The organism is Inquilinus ginsengisoli, assembly GCF_031453975.1.
GTDB classification, from domain to species: domain Bacteria; phylum Pseudomonadota; class Alphaproteobacteria; order DSM-16000; family Inquilinaceae; genus Inquilinus; species Inquilinus ginsengisoli_A.
Map to the genome: position 1 here is coordinate 1 of NZ_JAVDPW010000017.1, position 17,077 is coordinate 17,077.

Sequence of the window (17,077 nt, forward strand, 5' to 3'; positions counted from 1 at the left end):
GCCGCAAGCCCTCTGGCCGATACCCTCCACGCCTTGCTGGTCGACCTGCCGCTCGCGCTGCGACTGACCATCACCTTCGACAACGGCACCGAATTCGCCCTTCACCATCGCCTGCGCGACCTGCTCGACATCCAGACCTTCTTCTGCGATCCGCACGCACCCTGGCAGAAAGGCGGCATCGAAAACGCCATCGGACGACTGCGACGAGACCTGCCAAGGCGAACCGATCTCTCCGGCCTCCAGCCCCTCGATCTCATCCGCATCGCCAGACGCTACAACCACACCCCTCGGCAATGCCTGGACTTCCGCACACCTGCCGAGGTCTTCTCCTCACTGTTGCACTTCAAATGTGAGTCCACATCCCCACTTCCGCGGGGATGACAGGAACGGTGAGGTTCGGCAAGGTCTTGCCTGTGCGGGAGTAACCCGCAAGGCGCGCGCTCTCAGGCCGCCGCGGCCCCTCGGGCGATGAAGCCGGCATTGGCGAAGCCGGGCTTGGCATAGGCCAGCGGATGCCCGGTCAGGGGATCGTCGATCCGGCCGCCGGCGGCGTGCAGCACGGCATCGGCCGCCGCGGTGTCCCATTCCATGGTCGGGCCGAAGCGGAGATAGAGATCCGCCTCCCCCGCCGCGATCAGCACGATCTTCAAGGAACTGCCGAGCACCCGTCGCTCGGCGACATGGCGGTCGGCCAGCGCCGCGTCCAGCCGGGGGTCGTCCCGGTGCGACCGGCTGGTCAGCACCACCATCCCACCCTCCGGCGGGGGACGGACGGCGATCCGTTGCGGCGCCGCATCGCCCTGTTGCTGCCACGCCTCGCCGCCGGCCGCCCAGAAGCGCCGGTCGAAGGCCGGCGCCTCGACCACGCCGAGCACCGGCACACCGTCCACGACCAGCGCGATGTTGACCGTGAACTCGCCGTTGCGGCGCAGGAACTCCTTGGTGCCGTCGACCGGGTCGACCAGCCAGAAGCACTTGGCCGTGGGCGGAACGCCCTGGGCGGCGCATTGCTCCTCGGCCACCACAGGCACGCCCGGCATCAGGGCCCGCAGCTCCGGCACGATCAGCGCCTCCGCCGCATGGTCGGCGGCGGTGACCGGGCTGCCGTCCTGCTTGCGGATGCTGGCGCCGTCGAACCCGTTGTAGATCTCGAGCACCACCTGCCCGGCGCGGCGGGCGAGGTCGACCAACGCCTCGATCGGCGGCAAGTCTGGCGGCAGGGCTTGCCTGTCGGTCATGCCGCCTCGCGCAGCGCCGACCAGCTTTCCTCCAGCGCCACGTCGAAGCGGCGCAGCATCTCCGCCACCCCGGCCTCGTCGATGATCATCGGCGGACAGAAGCCGATAAGGTCGCCCGGCATGGCCCGGGTCAGCAGGCCGTGCGCCTGGGCCCGACGGACCAGCCCGGCGCCGATGCCGCGGGCCTTGTCGAAATTGGTCCGGGAGGCCTTGTCGGCCACCAGCTCGACCCCGGCGATCAGGCCCAGGCCGCGCACCTCGCCGACCAGCGGATGATCGATGTAGCGGCGCAGCCCCTCCTGCAGCGCCGTGCCGACGCGCCGGACCCGGCCGACGATGTCCATCTCGTGGTAGATCTTCAAGGTCTCCAGCGCCACCGCCGCCGCGACCGGATGGCCGCCATAGGTGTTGCCGTGGCCGAACATGCCGTGCTTGTCGCTGCCGGCCACCAACGCCTCATAGACCGGGCCCGAGACCAGCGTCGCCGCGATCGGCAGGAACCCGGCCGACAGCTGCTTGGCCACGGTCATGATGTCAGGGCGGATGCCGAAGGTGTCGCAGCCGAACCAGTTGCCGGTGCGGCCGAAACCGCAGATCACCTCATCGGCGATGAACAGAACGTCGTGGCGGCGCAGCACCGCCTGCACCTTCTCGAAATAGGTCCGCGGCGGCACGATCACGCCGCCTGCGCCCATCACCGGCTCGGCGATGAAGGCGGCCACCGTCTCCGGCCCCTCGGCCTGGATCGTGGCCTCCAGCTGTTCGGCGAGGCGGGTGGCGTAATCCTCTTCGCTCTCGTCCGGTTCGGCGCCGTGATAGTGGTGCGGGGTGTCGACATGCACCACCCGGCTGACCGGCAGGTCGAACCCATCCTGGGCATAGGCCAGGCCGGTCAGGCTGCCCGACATCACGGTGACGCCGTGATAGGCCTTGCGCCGGGCGATGATCTTCTTCTTCTCCGGCCGGCCCAGCGCGTTGTTGACGTACCAGGCGATCTTGACCGCGAGGTCGTTGGCCTCGGATCCGGAATTGACGAACAGGGCGCGCTCCAGCGGCTTCGGCGCGATCGCCATCAGCGCCTCGGCTAGGTCGACCAGCACGTCCGGCACTTTGCCGCCGAAGGCGTGGTAGAAGGGCAACTGCCGCATCTGCCGCGACGCCGCCTCGACCAGCCGCTCCTGGTCGAAGCCGAGCCCGGCGCACCACAGCCCGGCCAGGCCTTCGATATATTCGCGCCCCTCCTCGTCATAGACGTGGATGCCCTTGCCGCGGCTGATCACCAGCGGCCCGCTCTCGCGATGGGCGCTGAGATTGGTGTAGGGATGCAAGAGATAGGCGACGTCGCGCGCGGCGGTGGAATTGGGGATCACGGGCGGCGTCCTCCGGCTGTTCGTTGGTGTCCGCCATGGTTACCGAAAGGTAAGGCATCCGTCCCGGGCGTTTCGCGCATGGCAGGGGAAAGGCGCGGGGACGCCACGGCGGCCGCTAGGGGGGGTTGCCGCCCGGCGAGATCGCCAAATCCGTCGCCGCCGGCAGACGCGGCGACACCAGCCGCAGCGTCTCGGCAATCCGGCGGATCACAACCGCGGCCGCCGAGACGCGGCGCAACGCCGGCAGTTCCACCGCCATCCAGGACAGGTAGGCCACCGGCAGAGTGACAAGCACCATCAGTGGGAAGAGCTGCGGCCACAACAGCCCGGGCCACAGGCTGGCCAGGATCTGGCCGAGTGGCCAGTGCCAGATATAGGTGGCATAGGACAGCTCGCCGACCCGACCATAGCCAAGAATCCGGCCTTTCGGAACCAGAGCGAGCCAAAGCGCGCCCATGGCGCAGGCCAGGATCGAGGTCAGCTCCGCCCACGCCGTGCCCCGCACCAGCACGGTCAGGCCGCCGAACACTGTGACCAGCCAGAGGGACAGCGGAATCCAGCGGCGGTAGTGATAGAGCGCGACGCCGATCATGAAGCTGATACCGAAGCCGGCCATGGCGTCGACGGGGACGATCAGGCGCGCGTTCGTGCCGAAGGTGACGGTGAGATAGAGACCGGCAACGGCGGTCAATGTCAGCGGCAGTCGCCGCGGGTGCAGCCATCCGGCAGCCCACAGCAGCGCCAGCACAATATAGCAGAGGATCTCGTAGAGCAGCGTCCACAACGACGGATTGACCAGGATCGGGTACGGAGCGGTCTCGAACACGCCAGGCAGGTCGGGCACGAACAGCCCGCTCGCGGCCTTCGGCAAGAAGAGCCACGTGTCCAGCCGGCTGAAATAGCCAAGGACCGGCAGGTTGGTCATAAGCGGCCCGATCACGAAGACCATGATGGCGGAGAACAGCAGCAGCGGCGGGAAAATCCGCATTGCCCGGGCCGCGGCGTAAGCGCTGAGCGAGGCTCGCTTCTCCAGGCTCATCGCCACCATGATGCCGCTGAACAGGAAGAACAGCCTCAGCGCGTTCTTGCCCATCAGGATCAGTGTCGCCACGAAAGCAGGATCGTACTGTTGATAATAGGGTTTCAGACCGCTGATCTCGATCGAATGGACGAAAATGATGAACAGCGCACCGATCATGCGGCACAGATGGAAGTTGTTCTGCCGCGGCTCCATCGCCTTCTGCAGTGTCCGCAAGCGGGCCTCCATGGCGTCCGGCGCCGTCGCTGCGGACGACCGGCATCGCGTCGACCCTCTTCTGCAGGCGACGTGGCCCCGCCCCGCAGCCATGCGCGTCGACATACGTGGCTGGTCGATCAAGCATCCGGCACGACACGATTGTTGATCAAGGCGGCCACAAGGCGAGGAGGACTACCCGAAGGACGGAGGGCCCGGCCGTCTCAGCCCTCATGCGCCTCGTGCCGGCGGCCGAGGGCGACGGCCAGAGTCAGGGCCAAGCAAGGAGTGGCCGACAGCGAGCGGAAGGAGTCGATCTCGCCTTCATGCACCACGAAGCAGGCATCGGCGATCGGGTAGACCGGGCTGAGGTCGCTGTCGGTGATGGCAACGATCGGCACGCCGGCGGCTCGGGCCCGGCGCGCCACCTCCTGCACATCGGGGGCGTAGCTGCGGAAGGTGACGACGAACAGCGCGTCGCCGGGGCGGATCGCCCGCGCCTGCTCCGCCAGCATGCCGCCGAAATTGTCGAGCAGGTGGACCGGCCGATCAAGCTGGGCCAGCAGATAGGACATGTAGACCGCGATCGGGAAGGACCGGCGCTGCGCCGCCAAGTGGATGCAGTCCGCCTGGGCCAGGATGTCGACCGCCCGGGCGAACATCACCGGGTCGACATCGCCGCGCAGCCGCTCCAGCGCGCCGATCGATGTGTCGATGAAGGCGTTGAGCGGACCAGATTCCGTCTCCGCCTCGCCGAAGCGGGCGTCGAGGGTGCGGATGCGGACGTCGTAGCTGGGCATCCGTTCGACCAGCTGGGCCCGGAACAGGCGCTGCATCTCGGAGAAGCCATCGAAGCCCAGCGCCTGGGCGAAGCGCACCAGGGCCGAAGGCTGGACGTCGGCCCGGGCGGCGATCACCGCCACCGTCTCCAGCGCGATCACGTCGGGATGGGCCAGGGCGAATTCGGCGATGGTCTTGAGCCGCTTGCTGAGACCGGGATAACGGGCCGCGATCGCCGCCCGCAGCGCCTCGAAACTGTCCGGCGCCGCCTCGACCATGTCCGCATCCATCCCCGCCATGCGCAGCGACCCCGTTCCAAATGTTCCAACTCCTGGAACAATAATCCCGGAATCCCTACGCGGGAAACCGCCATTCGCCATGGCCGGGCCATCGGAGAGGTGGTATAGACCAGTCGGCGCGAGACACGAGCGGGCTGACGCGGCCGGCACGGCTTGCTAGCGTCCCGCGCCACCATCACCGGGACCAGGGCATGGCGACACGCATCCATATCGGCGTCGACGGCGGCGCGACCGGCACCAGGCTTCGCGCCGTCGATCCGGACGGCCGCATCCTCGGCGAGGGCACGGCCGGCCCGTCGAGCCTGACGCTGGGCGTCGACGCCGCCTGGGCGCAGATCCGGATCGCGCTGGCCGCCGCCGGCATCGCCGAGGCGGATCACCCCGACACCACCGTCGCCTGCGGACTGGCCGGCACCGGCCGGCCGGAAAAGCGCGCCGATTTCCGCGCCAAGGCCCCCGGTTTCGCCAGGCTGCGCCTGTGCTCCGACGCCCATGCCACGACGCTGGGCGCCCATGCCGGCCGGCCCGGCGCCGCGATCGCGCTGGGCACCGGCACGGTCGGCAGCGCCCTGTTCGCCGATGGCGGCACCCGCCAGGTCGGCGGCTGGGGCTTCCCGGTCGGCGACGAGGGCAGCGGCGCCTGGCTCGGCCTCAAGGCACTGGGCGAGGCGCTGCAGCTGCTGGATGGTCGTAATGTCGAGCCGTCAGGTGGCTCGGCCCTGCACCGGGCGATGTACGAGACCTGCGGCGCCACCGCCCCCGAGCTGCTGTCCTGGACCTACCAGGCGCCCTCGACCAAATACGCCACCCTGGCGCCGATCGTGGTGCGGCTGGCCGAGCAGGGCGACCCCGCCGCGGTCCGGCTGATGCGGGCCGCGGGGCGCGAGGTCGACCGGCTGGCCCGCGCCCTGGACCCCGACGGCGTCCTGCCCTTCTGCGCCGGCGGCAGTCTGGCGGCACCGCTGCGCCCCTACATGGACCCGGCGATCACGGCCCGGCTGCGCCCGCCGCAGGGCGACGCCCGCGACGGCGCGGTGCTGCTGGCCCGGTCCCTGGCCCCCGGCGAAGCCTGGAGCGACGCATGAGCAAGATCCTGGAAGGCCGCATCCTGACGCCCGACGGCTGGGTCGCCGGCCGGCTGCATTTCGACACCCATATCCGCAGCGTCGAGCCGGTTCCGGGGCTCGAAGGCCCGCTGGTGATCCCGGGCTTCATCGACCTGCACTGCCATGGCGGCGGCGGCGGCGACGCGATGGAGGGCGAGGAGTCGGTCCGCACCCTGGCCCGCACCCATGCCCGGCACGGCACCACTGCGCTGCTGGCCACCACCATGACCTCCCCGGTCGAGGAGATCGGGCCGGCGCTGGACGGCGCCAGCCGGGTCGTCGCCGGCCGACGCCCGAACGAGGCGCGGGTGCTGGGCGTGCATCTGGAAGGCCCCTTCATCAGCCCCGACCGGCTGGGCGCCCAGCCGCCCTATGCCATCCCGGCCGACCTCGCCCTGATGGCCCAGTTCTGCGACCGCGCCGACATCCGGGTCATCACCTGGGCGCCGGAGGCCGATCCCGACGGCAGCCTGCAGGCCTTCCTGGCGGCGCGCGACATCCGGGTGCAGCTGGGCCATTCCTCCTGCGACTACGAGACGGCGGCCGAGGCCTTCGCCCGCGGCGTCGACGGCGTCACCCACATGTTCAACGCCATGACCGGGCTGCATCACCGGGCGCCCGGCATCGTCGGCGCCGCCCTGGCCCATGCCGAGCATGCCGAGCTGATCCCCGACCTGCTGCACGTCCATCCCGGCGCGATCCGGGCGGCGCTGCGGGCGATCCCGTCGCTCTACGCCGTCACCGACGCCACCGCCGCCTCCGGCATGCCGGACGGCGACTACCGGCTGGGCCGCTACACCGTGCGCAAATGCGGCAACGGCGTGCGGCTGGATGACGGCACCCTGGCCGGCAGCTGCCTGACTATGGACCAGGCCTTCGCCAACCTGGTCTCGATCGGCCTGGCGCCGGAGGAGGCGTCGCGCCGCACCGCCACGCTGGCCGCCGACTATCTCGGCTTGGCCGACCGCGGCCGCCTGACGCCCGGCGCCTGGGCGGACATCGTTGTTCTCGACGCCGATCTGAAGATCCGCAGCGTCCATGTCGAAGGAGAGTCCATTGACCTCGATCATGCTTGAGGAGGCGCGCGAGGCGCCCGCCCGCATCGCCGAGCTGCTCGCGGCCGACGGCGACCTCTATCGCGACCTGGCCGTCCGGCTGCGCGCCACCCGGCCGCGCTTCGGCGTCACCATCGCACGTGGCAGCTCCGACCACGCCGCCACCTATGCCGCCTACCTGCTCGGCAGCCGGCTCGGCGTCGTCACCGCCTCGCTGCCACCCTCGCTCGAGACGCTGGGGCACAGCGACCTGGACCTGAAGGGCAGCGTTGCCATCGCCGTGTCGCAGTCCGGCCGCAGCCCCGATCTGGTGACGCCGCTGCGCCGCGCCCGCGAGCGCGGGGCGCTGACCATCGCGATCCTGAATTCGACCGACAGCCCGGCGGCCCAGGCCGCCGAGATCGTGCTGGACCAGCATGCCGGGCATGAACGGGCGGTGGCCGCGACCAAATCCTACATCGCCAGCCTGGTGGCGGCCGCGCGGCTGGTCGCCGAATGGGCCGAGGATGCCGAGTTGAAGGCCGCGCTGCAGCGGCTGCCCGAGGCGCTGGAAGCGGCGACGCGCTGCGACTGGTCGGCTGCGGTCGAGACCCTGGTCAAGGCCGACCGGATGATGGTGGCGGGGCGCGGCCTGAACCTGGGCGTCGCCCAGGAGAGCGCGCTGAAGTTCAAGGAGACCTGCATCCTGCAGGCCGAGGCGATGAGCGCGGCCGAGATCATGCACGGACCGAAGGCGCTGGTCGAAGCCGGCTACCCCGTGCTGGCCTATGCCCCCAACGACGGCGGGCGGGACAGCGTGCTGAAGATGGCGGCGGAGTTCCGCGGCCTCGGCGCCAACGTGCTGCTGGCCGGCGCGCCGGGGGTCGAGGGCGCCACCCTGCCGCTGCCGCCGCCGCTGCACCCGGCGCTGGACCCGATCCTGGCGATCGGCGCGTTCTATCCCTTCGTCGCCAGCCTGTCGGTGGCCCGCGGCCTGTCGCCCGACGCGCCGCGCAACCTGAGCAAGGTGACCGAGACGGTCTGACCCACCGATTCGGCCCGGATCCCGCTGATCATCCCGGACGGCCCACCAGGGCCGATCCGGGATATTTTTTGGCCCCGCCGCCTCGCCGGCGGATGGGAAACGAAGCGGAACGGGGCGAAAATCCGGCTTTGTAACAAAGTGATTCACGCCGGACCCGCAATCGCTTTACCTTCTGCCCAAAGCGCGGGCATCCGGCCCGCCGATATCGAAGTGGGGAGATTCGCATGAGCAGAGTCCGCAGCGGGACGTTCGCCTCGATTCTGGCGCTGACCACGATCCTGGGCGGGTCGGCCGCCTGGGCCGACGTGACCATCGGCGCCGGCTTCGTGCTGAGCGGCGGCAATGCGCCCTATGGCCTGCAGGAGCGCCGTGGCGTCGAAGCCGCGGTCGAGGCGATCAACGCCGCCGGCGGGGTCAACGGCGAGAAGATCAAGGTGGTGTTCGGCGACGATGCCGGCGACCCGCGCCAGGCGGTGCAGGTGGCCAACCAGATGGTCAATGACAAGGTGGCCGCCGTGATCGGCCACACGCTGTCGGGTTCGACCGTCGCCGCCGCCGCGGTCTATGACGAGGAAGGCGTGATCATGATCACGCCGTCGGCCACCGCCGTGGACCTGACCGAGAAGGGCTACAAGACGGTGTTCCGCACCGTCGTCCGCGACGACCAGCAGGGCAACGTGGCCGGCGCCTACATCGCCGCGCACTTCAAGGACAAGAAGATCGCCTTCGTCCAGGATGCGACCACCTACGGCAAGGGCCTGGCCGACGCCACCAAGGCGGCGGTCAACGCCGCCGGGGTCAAGGAAGCGGCCTATGAGACAATCACGCCGGGCGAGCTCGACTACTCCGCGACCATCTCGAAGCTGAAGGCCGGCAATATCGACGTCGTCTATTACGGCGGCCTGTACAACGAGGCCGGGCTGCTGCTGCGGCAGATGCGCGACCAGGGGCTGAAGGCGCAGTTCATCTCCGGCGACGGCCTCTACGCCCAGGATTTCTGGTCGATCGTCGGCCCGGCCGGCGAGGGCGTGCTGCTCACCGTCGACCAGCTGCCGGAGAACAACCCGGCGGCCAAGGACGTGGTCGCATCGCTGAAGGCCAAAAACATCGACCCGGCCGGCTACACCCTCTACGCCTACGCCGCGGTCCAGGTCTGGGCCGAGGCGGCGAAGAAGGCCGGCTCGACCGACCCCGCGAAGGTTGCGGCCGCGATGCATGACGGCAGCAGCTACAAGACCGTGATCGGCGACATCGCCTATGACGCGAAGGGCGACCGCATCAAATCCGACTACTCCCTGTTCCGCCGCGTCGGCACGGCCTTCGAGCCGGCGAAGTAAGCAGCAGTCTCGATCGCTGCGGAGACCCAGGGGCCGGCCTTGTGCCGGCCCCTTTTCTACGGCTTCTGCCGCAGCAGCCGTTCGTCGACCAGGAAGTCGACGCCGCGCAGCCATGCCGTGTCTGTGTCGCCTCGAATCTGGCCCTGGACATGGGCCACGTACTGCCCACTGCGCAGGTCGGCAATCCGGAGATCCATCGTCGAGATCAGGGTGGAGACCTTGTGCACCGTGGGCAGCACCGCCAGCTCCGCCCCGCTTTTCCGCGCCACATCCAGCCAGCAGCCGCCGCAGCCGTATCGCGGCGCGGTCGCCGCGACCTCGGCGGCGAGAGGCGCGAGGTCGACCGGACGATAGCGGCCGGACTGCTCCAGCTTGCGGGCCAACTGCGCGGTGGCCAGTGCGATACGCGCGCCGTGATCGGGCGACGCCGCCTCGCCGCTGGTGTCGGCCAGCTCGAACGGGAACACCGCCACGGTCGCCGGCGTCTGCGCCCCGGCCGGCCCGGCGGCCAGGACGACGATCAGCAGCAGCCACCGCAGTACCATCCCCGGCCCTCCGCCTTTGCGACCGGACCAGCCTAGGCCGCGGCTGCGGCATCGGAAACGCGACTTACGGACGAGGCGCGGTCTTTACGCCACGCCGCGCCCGCCTTACATCGGCGTGATGCCGCCCTCCCCCAGATCGCTTTTGCTCGCCCTCGCCGCCGGCTTGGCCCTGGCCGCGGCGGGCCCGGCCGCGGCCCAGTCCGCCTCCGCGCCGACGCCGAAGGAGGCCAGCCCCGGCCTCGACCCCACCCTGCTGGGCTCGGTGCTGCAGCGGGCGGCGGCGCTGCCGCGGCTGCATGCGCTGATCATCGCCCATGACGGGGTGACGGTGGTCGAGCGCGCCTTCCACGGGCCGGGGCTGGACCAGCCGGTCAACATCAAGTCGGCTTCGAAGACGGTGATGTCGGCGCTGGTCGGCATCGCCATCGAGCACCGCGTCTTCACCGACGTCGACCAGCCGATCGCCCCGATCTTCGCCGGCTTCCTGCCGCCCACGCCGGATCCGCTGCTGGGCCGCATCACCATCGACCATCTGCTGTCGATGCGGGCCGGGCTGGACCGCACCTCCGGTCCCAACTACAGCCGCTGGACGCAAAGCGCGGACTGGGTGCGCTACATCCTGGCCCGGCCCTTCGTCGACCAGCCCGGCGGGGGCATGCTGTATTCGACCGGCGACACCCACCTGCTGTCGGCGGCACTGACCCGGGTCACCGGCCGCAGCACCCTGGCGCTGATGCGCGACTGGCTGGGCGGCCCGCTGGGCATCGCCATCCCGGCCTGGCCGCGCGACCCCCAGGGCATCTATGTCGGCGGCAACGACATGCGGCTGTCGCCCCGCGCCCTGCTGCGCCTGGGCGAGCTGTACCGGCATGACGGCATGGTCGGCGGCCGCCGGGTGCTGCCGCAGGGCTGGGTGCAGGCTTCGTGGACGCCCCGCACCCGGTCGCCCCACACCGGCCATGCCTATGGCTATGGCTGGTTCATCACCGCGGCGCGCGGCCATCCGGTCTATTACGCCTGGGGCTTCGGCGGCCAGATGCTCTATGTCGTGCCCGATCTGGGCCTGACCGTGGTCATGACCTCGAACCCGGCGGCGCCGTCGAACGACGGCTACGTCCAGGACCTGCACGGGCTGCTGGCCGACGGTATCGTGGCGGCGGCGGAAGCGGCCGGGAAGCCGGCGATCTAGGCTGGTACCGGACAACGAAAAAGGGCCGATGCAATGCACCGGCCCTTCGAAACCTTGCCGAGGATGAGGCTTACGCCTTTTCCTTGCCCTGCTCCTGGGGCTTGTTGTCGCGACGCTCGGTGATGCGGGCGGCCTTGCCGCGGCGGTCACGGAGGTAATAGAGCTTGGCGCGGCGGACGGCACCGCGACGCACGACCTCGATCGAGTCGATGCGCGGGCTGTACAGCGGGAAGACGCGCTCGACGCCCTCGCCATAGCTGATCTTGCGCACGGTGAAGTGGCTGTTCAGGCCGGCGTTCTTGCGGCCGATGCAAACGCCCTCATAGGCCTGCACGCGCTCGCGCGTGCCTTCGATGACCTTGACGTTGACCTTGACCGTGTCGCCGGGCTGGAAGTCCGGGACCTTGCGGTCGGCGGTGAGCTTCTCGATCTGCTCCTGCTCGATCGTCTGGATGATGTTCATGGCTCTAGTCCTTCTTGTTCATTGGTGTCGCTTCGCCAATCGCTTGGCGATCTCGGCCCGGGCGCTTTCGGACGTGGCTCCCGCCGCCCTGCTCCCTCTCGGGATGCGCGGCGAGGTATCGCTGCCAGAGGTCCGGGCGTCGCTCCCGGGTGATGCTTTCCGCCTGGTCCAGGCGCCAGCGCCGCACCTTGCCGTGATCGCCGGAGACCAGGATCTCCGGCACCGCGCGCGGTGCGCCGTCAACGCCTGTCCACAGGGCCGGCCGGGTATAGTGCGGATACTCCAGGAGCCCCGCCCCGAACTCGTCCCCGAAACTCTCCTCCCCGGCGCTGTCCGCGTTGCCCATGACGCCGGGGAGCAAGCGCACCACGGCATCGATCAGGGCCAGCGCGGCGACTTCGCCGCCGGACAGGATGAAATCGCCCAGGCTGACCTCCTCCGCGCCTTGCGCGTCGAGAAGCCGCTGGTCGACCCCTTCGTAGCGGCCGCAGAGCAGGACGATCGCCTGTTCCGCCGCCAACTCCCGCACCAGCGCCTGATCCAGCAGCCGGCCGCGGGGGCTCAGATAGATCAACCGCTCCCCCGGCCGCCGCACCGCCTGGATGGCGGTGTCGAGAACCTGGGGAAGCATGACCATGCCGGCGCCGCCCCCGAAGGGGGCGTCGTCGACCGAGCGGTGCTTATCGCGCGCGAAACCGCGAATGTCCACCGATTCCAGCGCCCAGTCGCCCCGCGCCAGCGCTTTTCCGGCCAGGGACTGGCCGAGCGGCCCCGGAAACATCTCCGGGAACAGCGTCAGGATGCGGGCGGTCCAGGCCATCTCAGACCTGGTCGTCCGGGCCGGGTTCGCCTGCCGGCGGCGGCTCCGCCGGTTCCAGCAGCCCGACCGGCGGGTCGATCACCACGCGGCGGCCGGCGATGTCGACCACCGGCACCACCGCCAGGGTGAACGGCACCATGATGGTGCCGCCCTCGGCCCGCGCGACCTCCAGGAACTCCCCGGCGCCGAAGTCGAAGACGGCGCGGATCGTGCCGAAGCGCGACCCGTCGGCGAGTTCCATCGTCAGGCCGATCAGGTCGGCATGGTAGAACTCGTCCTCCTCCGGCTCCGGCAGGGCGGCGCGGTCGACATAGAGCCGCACGCCGCGCAAGGCATGGGCCGCGTCGCGGTCGGCCACGCCGTCGATGCGCGCGATCCAATGGTCCTTGGCCCAGGACAGCAGATGCAGCGCGAAGCGGCGCGAGCCGGCCTCGTCCGAGACCGGGCCGTAGGCGGTCAGGTCATCCGGCGCGGCGGTGAAGGGCTTGACCTTCACCATGCCGCGGACGCCGTGCGCCCCGGTGATCTGGCCGACGCAGACCTTGGCAGGTTGGGACATCGCGGAGGCTCCGATTGCGGTCCTCCCCCGCCCTTCCACTCCTGTCATGCCACGGCTTGACCGTGGCATCCAGGGGCAGCAAGAGCTGCTTTTGGTGGCCCCTGGATTGCCCGGTCAAGCCGGGCAATGACAATGAAAGAACGAAGGGGAGAAGGCGCTCGGATCAGCCCTCGGCCGGAACGGCAGCGGCGGCGTCGGCAGCGGCCTTGGCGCGCTCCTGGGCCTTCGCCTTCGGGGCGGACTTGGACGGGGTCTCGCGCCAGGTCGGCATCGGCGCCAGCTCGGCCTGGCCGAGGAACTTGGCGACGCGCTCGGTCGGCAGGGCGCCGACCGACAGCCAATGCTTGATGCGCTCGGCCTTCAGCACCAGACGCTCCGGATGATCCTTCTCGAGCATCGGGTTGTAGGTGCCGACCTTCTCGATGAAGCGGCCGTCGCGCGGGCTGCGCGTGTCGGCGATGACGATCGAGTAGAACGGGCGCTTCTTGGCGCCGCCACGGGTCAGGCGGATCTTGACGGACATTACGGTACTCTCCTCAGGGTCAATCTATCGTTTTGCACGGGGGTGGCCGGACGAAGTGCGGCCGCCCCTACATCTTGAAGCCGGGCGGCAGCATGCCTGGCGGCAGCTTGGGCATGCCGCGCATCATCCCGGCCTTCCCCAGCTTCTTCATCCGCTTCATCATGTCCGCCATCTGCTGATGCTGTTTCAGCAGCTTGTTGACATCCTGCACCGTGCTGCCGGAGCCGGCGGCGATGCGGATCTTGCGCTTGGCGTGGATGATCTTGGGGTTGCGGCGCTCGACCGGCGTCATCGACGAGATGATCGCCTCCTGCCGCTTGATCATCTTGTCGTCCAGGCCGGCGGTCTTCATCTGGTCCTTGATCTTGCCGACCCCGGGCAGCATGCCCATCAGGCCCTGCAAGCCGCCCATCTTGCGCATCTGGCGCAGCTGGGAGGCGAGGTCCTCGAGATCGAACTCGCCCTTCTGGATCTTAGCGGCGAGCTTCTCGGCGTCTTCCTTCTCGATCGTCTGCGACGCCCGCTCGACCAGGCTGACGACGTCGCCCATGCCGAGGATGCGGTTGGCGATGCGGTCGGGATGGAACAGCTCAAGCGCGTCCATCTTCTCGCCCGTGCCGATCAGCTTGATCGGCTGGCCGGTGACGGCGCGCATCGACAGGGCGGCGCCGCCGCGGCTGTCGCCGTCGACCCGGGTCAGGACGATGCCGGTGACGCCGACCCGCTCATGGAAGGTGCGGGCGACGTTGACCGCGTCCTGTCCGGTCATGGCGTCGGCCACCAGCAGGGTCTCGGTCGGCTTGGTGGCGTCGCGGATGGCGACCACCTCAGCCATCAGCTCCTCGTCGATGGCGAGGCGGCCGGCAGTGTCGAGCAGGACGACGTCGAAGCCTTCGAGGCGGCCGCGCTCCAGCGCGCGGCGGGCGATGGCCAGCGGCTCCTGCCCCGGCACGATCGGCAGGGTGGTGACGCCGATCTGCTCGCCGAGGATCTTCAGCTGCTCCTGCGCCGCCGGGCGCCGGGTGTCCAGCGACGCCATCAGGACCTTGCGGTTGTCGCGGTCCTTCAGGCGCAGGGCCAGCTTGCCGGTGGTGGTGGTCTTGCCCGAGCCCTGCAGGCCGACCATCAGCACCGGCACCGGCGGCACGGCGATCAGGTTGATCGGGGTCGGGGCGTTGATGTCGGGCATCTCGCCGGGCGTGCCGCCCAGCATCTCGATCAGGCAGTCATGGACGATCTTGATGACCTGCTGGCCCGGCGTGACCGACCGCAGCACCTCATGACCGACCGCGCGCTCGCGCGCCTTGTCGATGAAGTCCTTGACCACCGGCAGGGCGACGTCGGCCTCGAGCAGCGCCACGCGCACCTCGCGCAGGGCGGCGCCGACATCGGCCTCCGACAGCGCGCCGCGCTTGCGAAGCCGGTCGAAGATGTCGCCGAGACGGCCGCTCAGTCCTTCGAACATGATCGCCCTTACGAATCCCGCGATCCCAAACGGAAAAACGCCAGTGCGCGACACTCGCGAACTGGCGGCACCCCTTGGGGTCTCGCTGCGGGCCAATCCCGCAACGGTGGGTCTTTTAGGCGGGGGACGCGCCGGAGTCAACCAAAGCGGCCAGCGACCCCTTCCCTACCGCTGCCCGTCGTCCCGGCGCAGCACCAGGATGAAGCCGTCCTCGCCCGGCAGGCCGCGGCCGGCCTCGGAAGGGACGGCGCCCTCGACCGGCACCGGGTCGACGCGGTCGAGGAACGCCTCCATCGCCGCCACCGACCAGTTCCAGATCGTCTTGTCCCGCGGCACCGCGCCGATCGCGTCGTAGAAGCGGCGCGCGCCGTGGTTGACGGGATCCATCTCCCAGCGCACCCGCATGTCCTGGGACACGCCCTTGTCGGCCAGCGCCCGCATCAACTGCCGGCCGACGCCCTGGCTGCGCGCCCGCTCGCGGACATAGACGTCGTCGACGCGGATGAAGTCGCCGCCCGCCCAGATCGAATAGTCGATGGTGTAGCTGAGATAGCCGACCACGCCGCTGCCATCCTCGGCGATCAGGCCGCGAAAGCGCGGCGGCACCTCGGCCAGCGCCTCGTCGAGATCGGCGCGCTGCGCCGTGATCGCCGCGGACTGGCCGGTGTGGGCCGCCAGCTCGCGCAGCATGTCGAGCAGCATCGGCACATCCGCGGCCACCAGCGGCCGCACGCTCAGGTCGCACATCACAGAGCCTCTCCCACCTTCCCAAGGGGTTCGGGAGGGGCCGGGGCATGGGCGGACCTCGCCCTGACGCCAGCTCGCCGCCCGGGGACACCCCGCCCGGTCACACGCAATCCTTCGACGGCAGGTCTCCTGGCTCGCGGGTCGCCGCCTCGCACCCCCTTCCCGGACCGGCTCCGGTGGCTTCGGGTACAGACTCGCCGCCTACAGTTGCGGGGGCAGCGCCGGCATGACCCCAAATTGGGGAGTGACCGGCTTCCCTTTTTCACCCCGGTCTCCCGGGGCACCGTCGGCCGCCATGCTACCCGGCGGCCCCCGCCCTGTCGATCACGCAGGCCTTAGGCCTCGCACCCATGGCCGCGATGATGCCATATGGAGGGGGAGAGACTTGGGAGTGGGCGATGGACGGGCTGCCGTTCTGGAAGATGCATGGGCTGGGCAACGACTTCGTGGTGCTGGACGCGCGCGAGCGGCCGATCACGATCCATCCCGACCAGGCCCGCCGCATCGCCAACCGGCACCGCGGCGTCGGCTTCGACCAGCTGCTGGTGATCGAGCCGACGCAGACGCCGGGCGCCGATGTGTTCATGCGCATCCTGAACGCCGACGGCACCGAATCCGGTGCCTGCGGCAACGGCACGCGCTGCGTCGCCGCGCTGGTCATGGCCGACACCGGCGCCGAGACGCTGGCGGTCGAGACCCGCGCCGGCCTGCTGGAATGTCGCACGGCACCCGGCGGCGTCACCGTCGACATGGGCCCGGCCCGGCTGGGCTGGCAGGACATCCCGCTGGCGCATGAGGCCGACACGCTGCATTTGCCGGTGTCGTCCGGCGCGCTGTCGGACCCGGTGGGCGTGTCGATGGGCAACCCGCACGCCATCTTCTTCGTGCCCGACGCCGAGGCGGTGCAGATCGACGGCGTCGGCCCGGTGCTGGAGCACGACCCGCTGTTCCCCGAGCGCGCCAATATCGGCGTGGTCCAGGTGCTGGGCCGCGACCGGCTGCGCTACCGGGTGTGGGAGCGCGGGGTCGGCGTCACCCAGGCCTGCGGCAGCGGCGCCTGCGCCGGCGCCGTCGCCGCCATCCGCCGCGGCCTGGCGGACCGTACCGTCTTCGTGGTGCTGGACGGCGGCGACCTGCTGATCGAGTGGCGCGAGAGCGACGGCCATGTGCTGATGACCGGCCCGGCCGAGACCAGCTTCGCCGGCATCCTGTCGCGCGACCTGCTGGACGCACCGAAAGACGCGTAGCCCATAGGTTGGGTTCGCAAGGCGAACCCAACGATCATCAGAGCAGTGGCGAGATGTTGGGTTCGCCGAGGCGAAC

The 17,077-nt window shown here is 70.0% G+C and carries 18 protein-coding genes and 1 riboswitch; of the genes, 7 read left to right on the plus strand and 11 right to left on the minus strand.

Annotation, left to right across the window (positions count from 1 at the left end):
- Window positions 1–381, plus strand: a 381-nt coding sequence (locus E9232_RS33465) for an IS30 family transposase (protein ID WP_309801618.1), incomplete at its 5' end; no start/stop codon positions are given.
- Between the two features lie 62 nt (window positions 382–443).
- On the opposite strand, the gene cysQ is transcribed toward E9232_RS33465, so the two are convergent.
- The 4 genes from cysQ to E9232_RS33485 all read right to left on the minus strand — a co-directional run bounded on the left by cysQ (window position 444) and on the right by E9232_RS33485 (window position 4,912).
- On the minus strand, window positions 444–1,238 hold the full coding sequence (cysQ, locus tag E9232_RS33470) for a 3'(2'),5'-bisphosphate nucleotidase CysQ (RefSeq protein WP_309801619.1): 795 nt from the start codon (window positions 1,236–1,238) through the stop codon (window positions 444–446).
- Window positions 1,235–2,608, minus strand: coding sequence for an aspartate aminotransferase family protein (locus E9232_RS33475; protein WP_309801621.1), 1,374 nt, complete (start codon window positions 2,606–2,608; stop codon window positions 1,235–1,237). Before E9232_RS33475 ends, cysQ begins: the two co-directional genes overlap by 4 nt.
- Before the next feature lie 115 nt (window positions 2,609–2,723).
- Complete coding sequence (locus E9232_RS33480) at window positions 2,724–3,863, minus strand: acyltransferase family protein (protein WP_309801622.1); 1,140 nt, start codon at window positions 3,861–3,863, stop codon at window positions 2,724–2,726.
- Between the two features lie 203 nt (window positions 3,864–4,066).
- The gene (locus E9232_RS33485; RefSeq protein ID WP_309801623.1) at window positions 4,067–4,912 is read right to left on the minus strand and encodes a MurR/RpiR family transcriptional regulator; all 846 of its coding nucleotides are present in this window, start codon (window positions 4,910–4,912) and stop codon (window positions 4,067–4,069) included.
- 200 nt (window positions 4,913–5,112) lie between these two features.
- On the opposite strand from E9232_RS33485, the gene E9232_RS33490 reads away from it, so the two are divergent.
- From E9232_RS33490 to E9232_RS33505, 4 genes are all read left to right on the plus strand, one after another.
- A complete protein-coding gene (locus E9232_RS33490; RefSeq protein ID WP_309801624.1) occupies window positions 5,113–6,006 on the plus strand; it encodes a glucosamine kinase nucleotide-binding domain-containing protein in 894 nt (297 codons plus the stop codon).
- A complete protein-coding gene (gene nagA, locus E9232_RS33495; RefSeq protein ID WP_309801625.1) occupies window positions 6,003–7,103 on the plus strand; it encodes an N-acetylglucosamine-6-phosphate deacetylase in 1,101 nt (366 codons plus the stop codon). The genes E9232_RS33490 and nagA overlap by 4 nt, the downstream gene beginning before the upstream one ends.
- Complete coding sequence (locus E9232_RS33500) at window positions 7,084–8,106, plus strand: SIS domain-containing protein (RefSeq protein WP_309801626.1); 1,023 nt, start codon at window positions 7,084–7,086, stop codon at window positions 8,104–8,106. The genes nagA and E9232_RS33500 overlap by 20 nt, the downstream gene beginning before the upstream one ends.
- A gap of 224 nt (window positions 8,107–8,330) precedes the next feature.
- A complete protein-coding gene (locus E9232_RS33505) occupies window positions 8,331–9,443 on the plus strand; it encodes a branched-chain amino acid ABC transporter substrate-binding protein (protein WP_309801627.1) in 1,113 nt (370 codons plus the stop codon).
- Window positions 9,444–9,499: 56 nt separating this feature from the next.
- Here the strand turns inward: E9232_RS33505 and E9232_RS33510 are convergent, their stop codons facing one another.
- On the minus strand, window positions 9,500–9,988 hold the full coding sequence (locus E9232_RS33510; protein ID WP_309801628.1) for a DUF3280 domain-containing protein: 489 nt from the start codon (window positions 9,986–9,988) through the stop codon (window positions 9,500–9,502).
- 142 nt (window positions 9,989–10,130) lie between these two features.
- Here E9232_RS33510 and E9232_RS33515 point away from each other — a divergent pair, with 142 nt between their 5' ends.
- The gene (locus E9232_RS33515; RefSeq protein WP_309801629.1) at window positions 10,131–11,177 is read left to right on the plus strand and encodes a serine hydrolase domain-containing protein; all 1,047 of its coding nucleotides are present in this window, start codon (window positions 10,131–10,133) and stop codon (window positions 11,175–11,177) included.
- Window positions 11,178–11,247: 70 nt separating this feature from the next.
- On the opposite strand, the gene rplS is transcribed toward E9232_RS33515, so the two are convergent.
- From rplS to E9232_RS33545, 6 genes are all read right to left on the minus strand, one after another.
- Complete coding sequence (gene rplS / locus E9232_RS33520) at window positions 11,248–11,640, minus strand: 50S ribosomal protein L19 (RefSeq protein WP_309801630.1); 393 nt, start codon at window positions 11,638–11,640, stop codon at window positions 11,248–11,250.
- 4 nt (window positions 11,641–11,644) lie between these two features.
- Window positions 11,645–12,460 carry a tRNA (guanosine(37)-N1)-methyltransferase TrmD gene (gene trmD / locus E9232_RS33525; RefSeq protein ID WP_309801631.1) on the minus strand — a complete coding sequence of 272 codons (816 nt, stop codon included), beginning with the start codon at window positions 12,458–12,460 and terminating at the stop codon, window positions 11,645–11,647.
- A 1-nt stretch (window position 12,461) separates the two neighbouring features.
- On the minus strand, window positions 12,462–13,019 hold the full coding sequence (rimM, locus tag E9232_RS33530) for a ribosome maturation factor RimM (RefSeq protein ID WP_309801632.1): 558 nt from the start codon (window positions 13,017–13,019) through the stop codon (window positions 12,462–12,464).
- A gap of 163 nt (window positions 13,020–13,182) precedes the next feature.
- Complete coding sequence (rpsP, locus tag E9232_RS33535) at window positions 13,183–13,542, minus strand: 30S ribosomal protein S16 (protein ID WP_309801633.1); 360 nt, start codon at window positions 13,540–13,542, stop codon at window positions 13,183–13,185.
- A 67-nt stretch (window positions 13,543–13,609) separates the two neighbouring features.
- A complete protein-coding gene (ffh, locus tag E9232_RS33540; protein ID WP_309801635.1) occupies window positions 13,610–15,007 on the minus strand; it encodes a signal recognition particle protein in 1,398 nt (465 codons plus the stop codon).
- 165 nt (window positions 15,008–15,172) lie between these two features.
- A complete protein-coding gene (locus tag E9232_RS33545; RefSeq protein WP_309801638.1) occupies window positions 15,173–15,754 on the minus strand; it encodes a GNAT family N-acetyltransferase in 582 nt (193 codons plus the stop codon).
- Window positions 15,755–15,856: 102 nt separating this feature from the next.
- A riboswitch (cobalamin riboswitch) is annotated at window positions 15,857–16,057 on the minus strand.
- A 95-nt stretch (window positions 16,058–16,152) separates the two neighbouring features.
- On the opposite strand from E9232_RS33545, the gene dapF reads away from it, so the two are divergent.
- Window positions 16,153–17,001 (plus strand): diaminopimelate epimerase, encoded by an 849-nt coding sequence (dapF, locus tag E9232_RS33550; protein WP_309801639.1) that lies wholly within the window; start codon window positions 16,153–16,155, stop codon window positions 16,999–17,001.
- The last annotated feature ends 76 nt before the right edge of the window (window positions 17,002–17,077 follow it).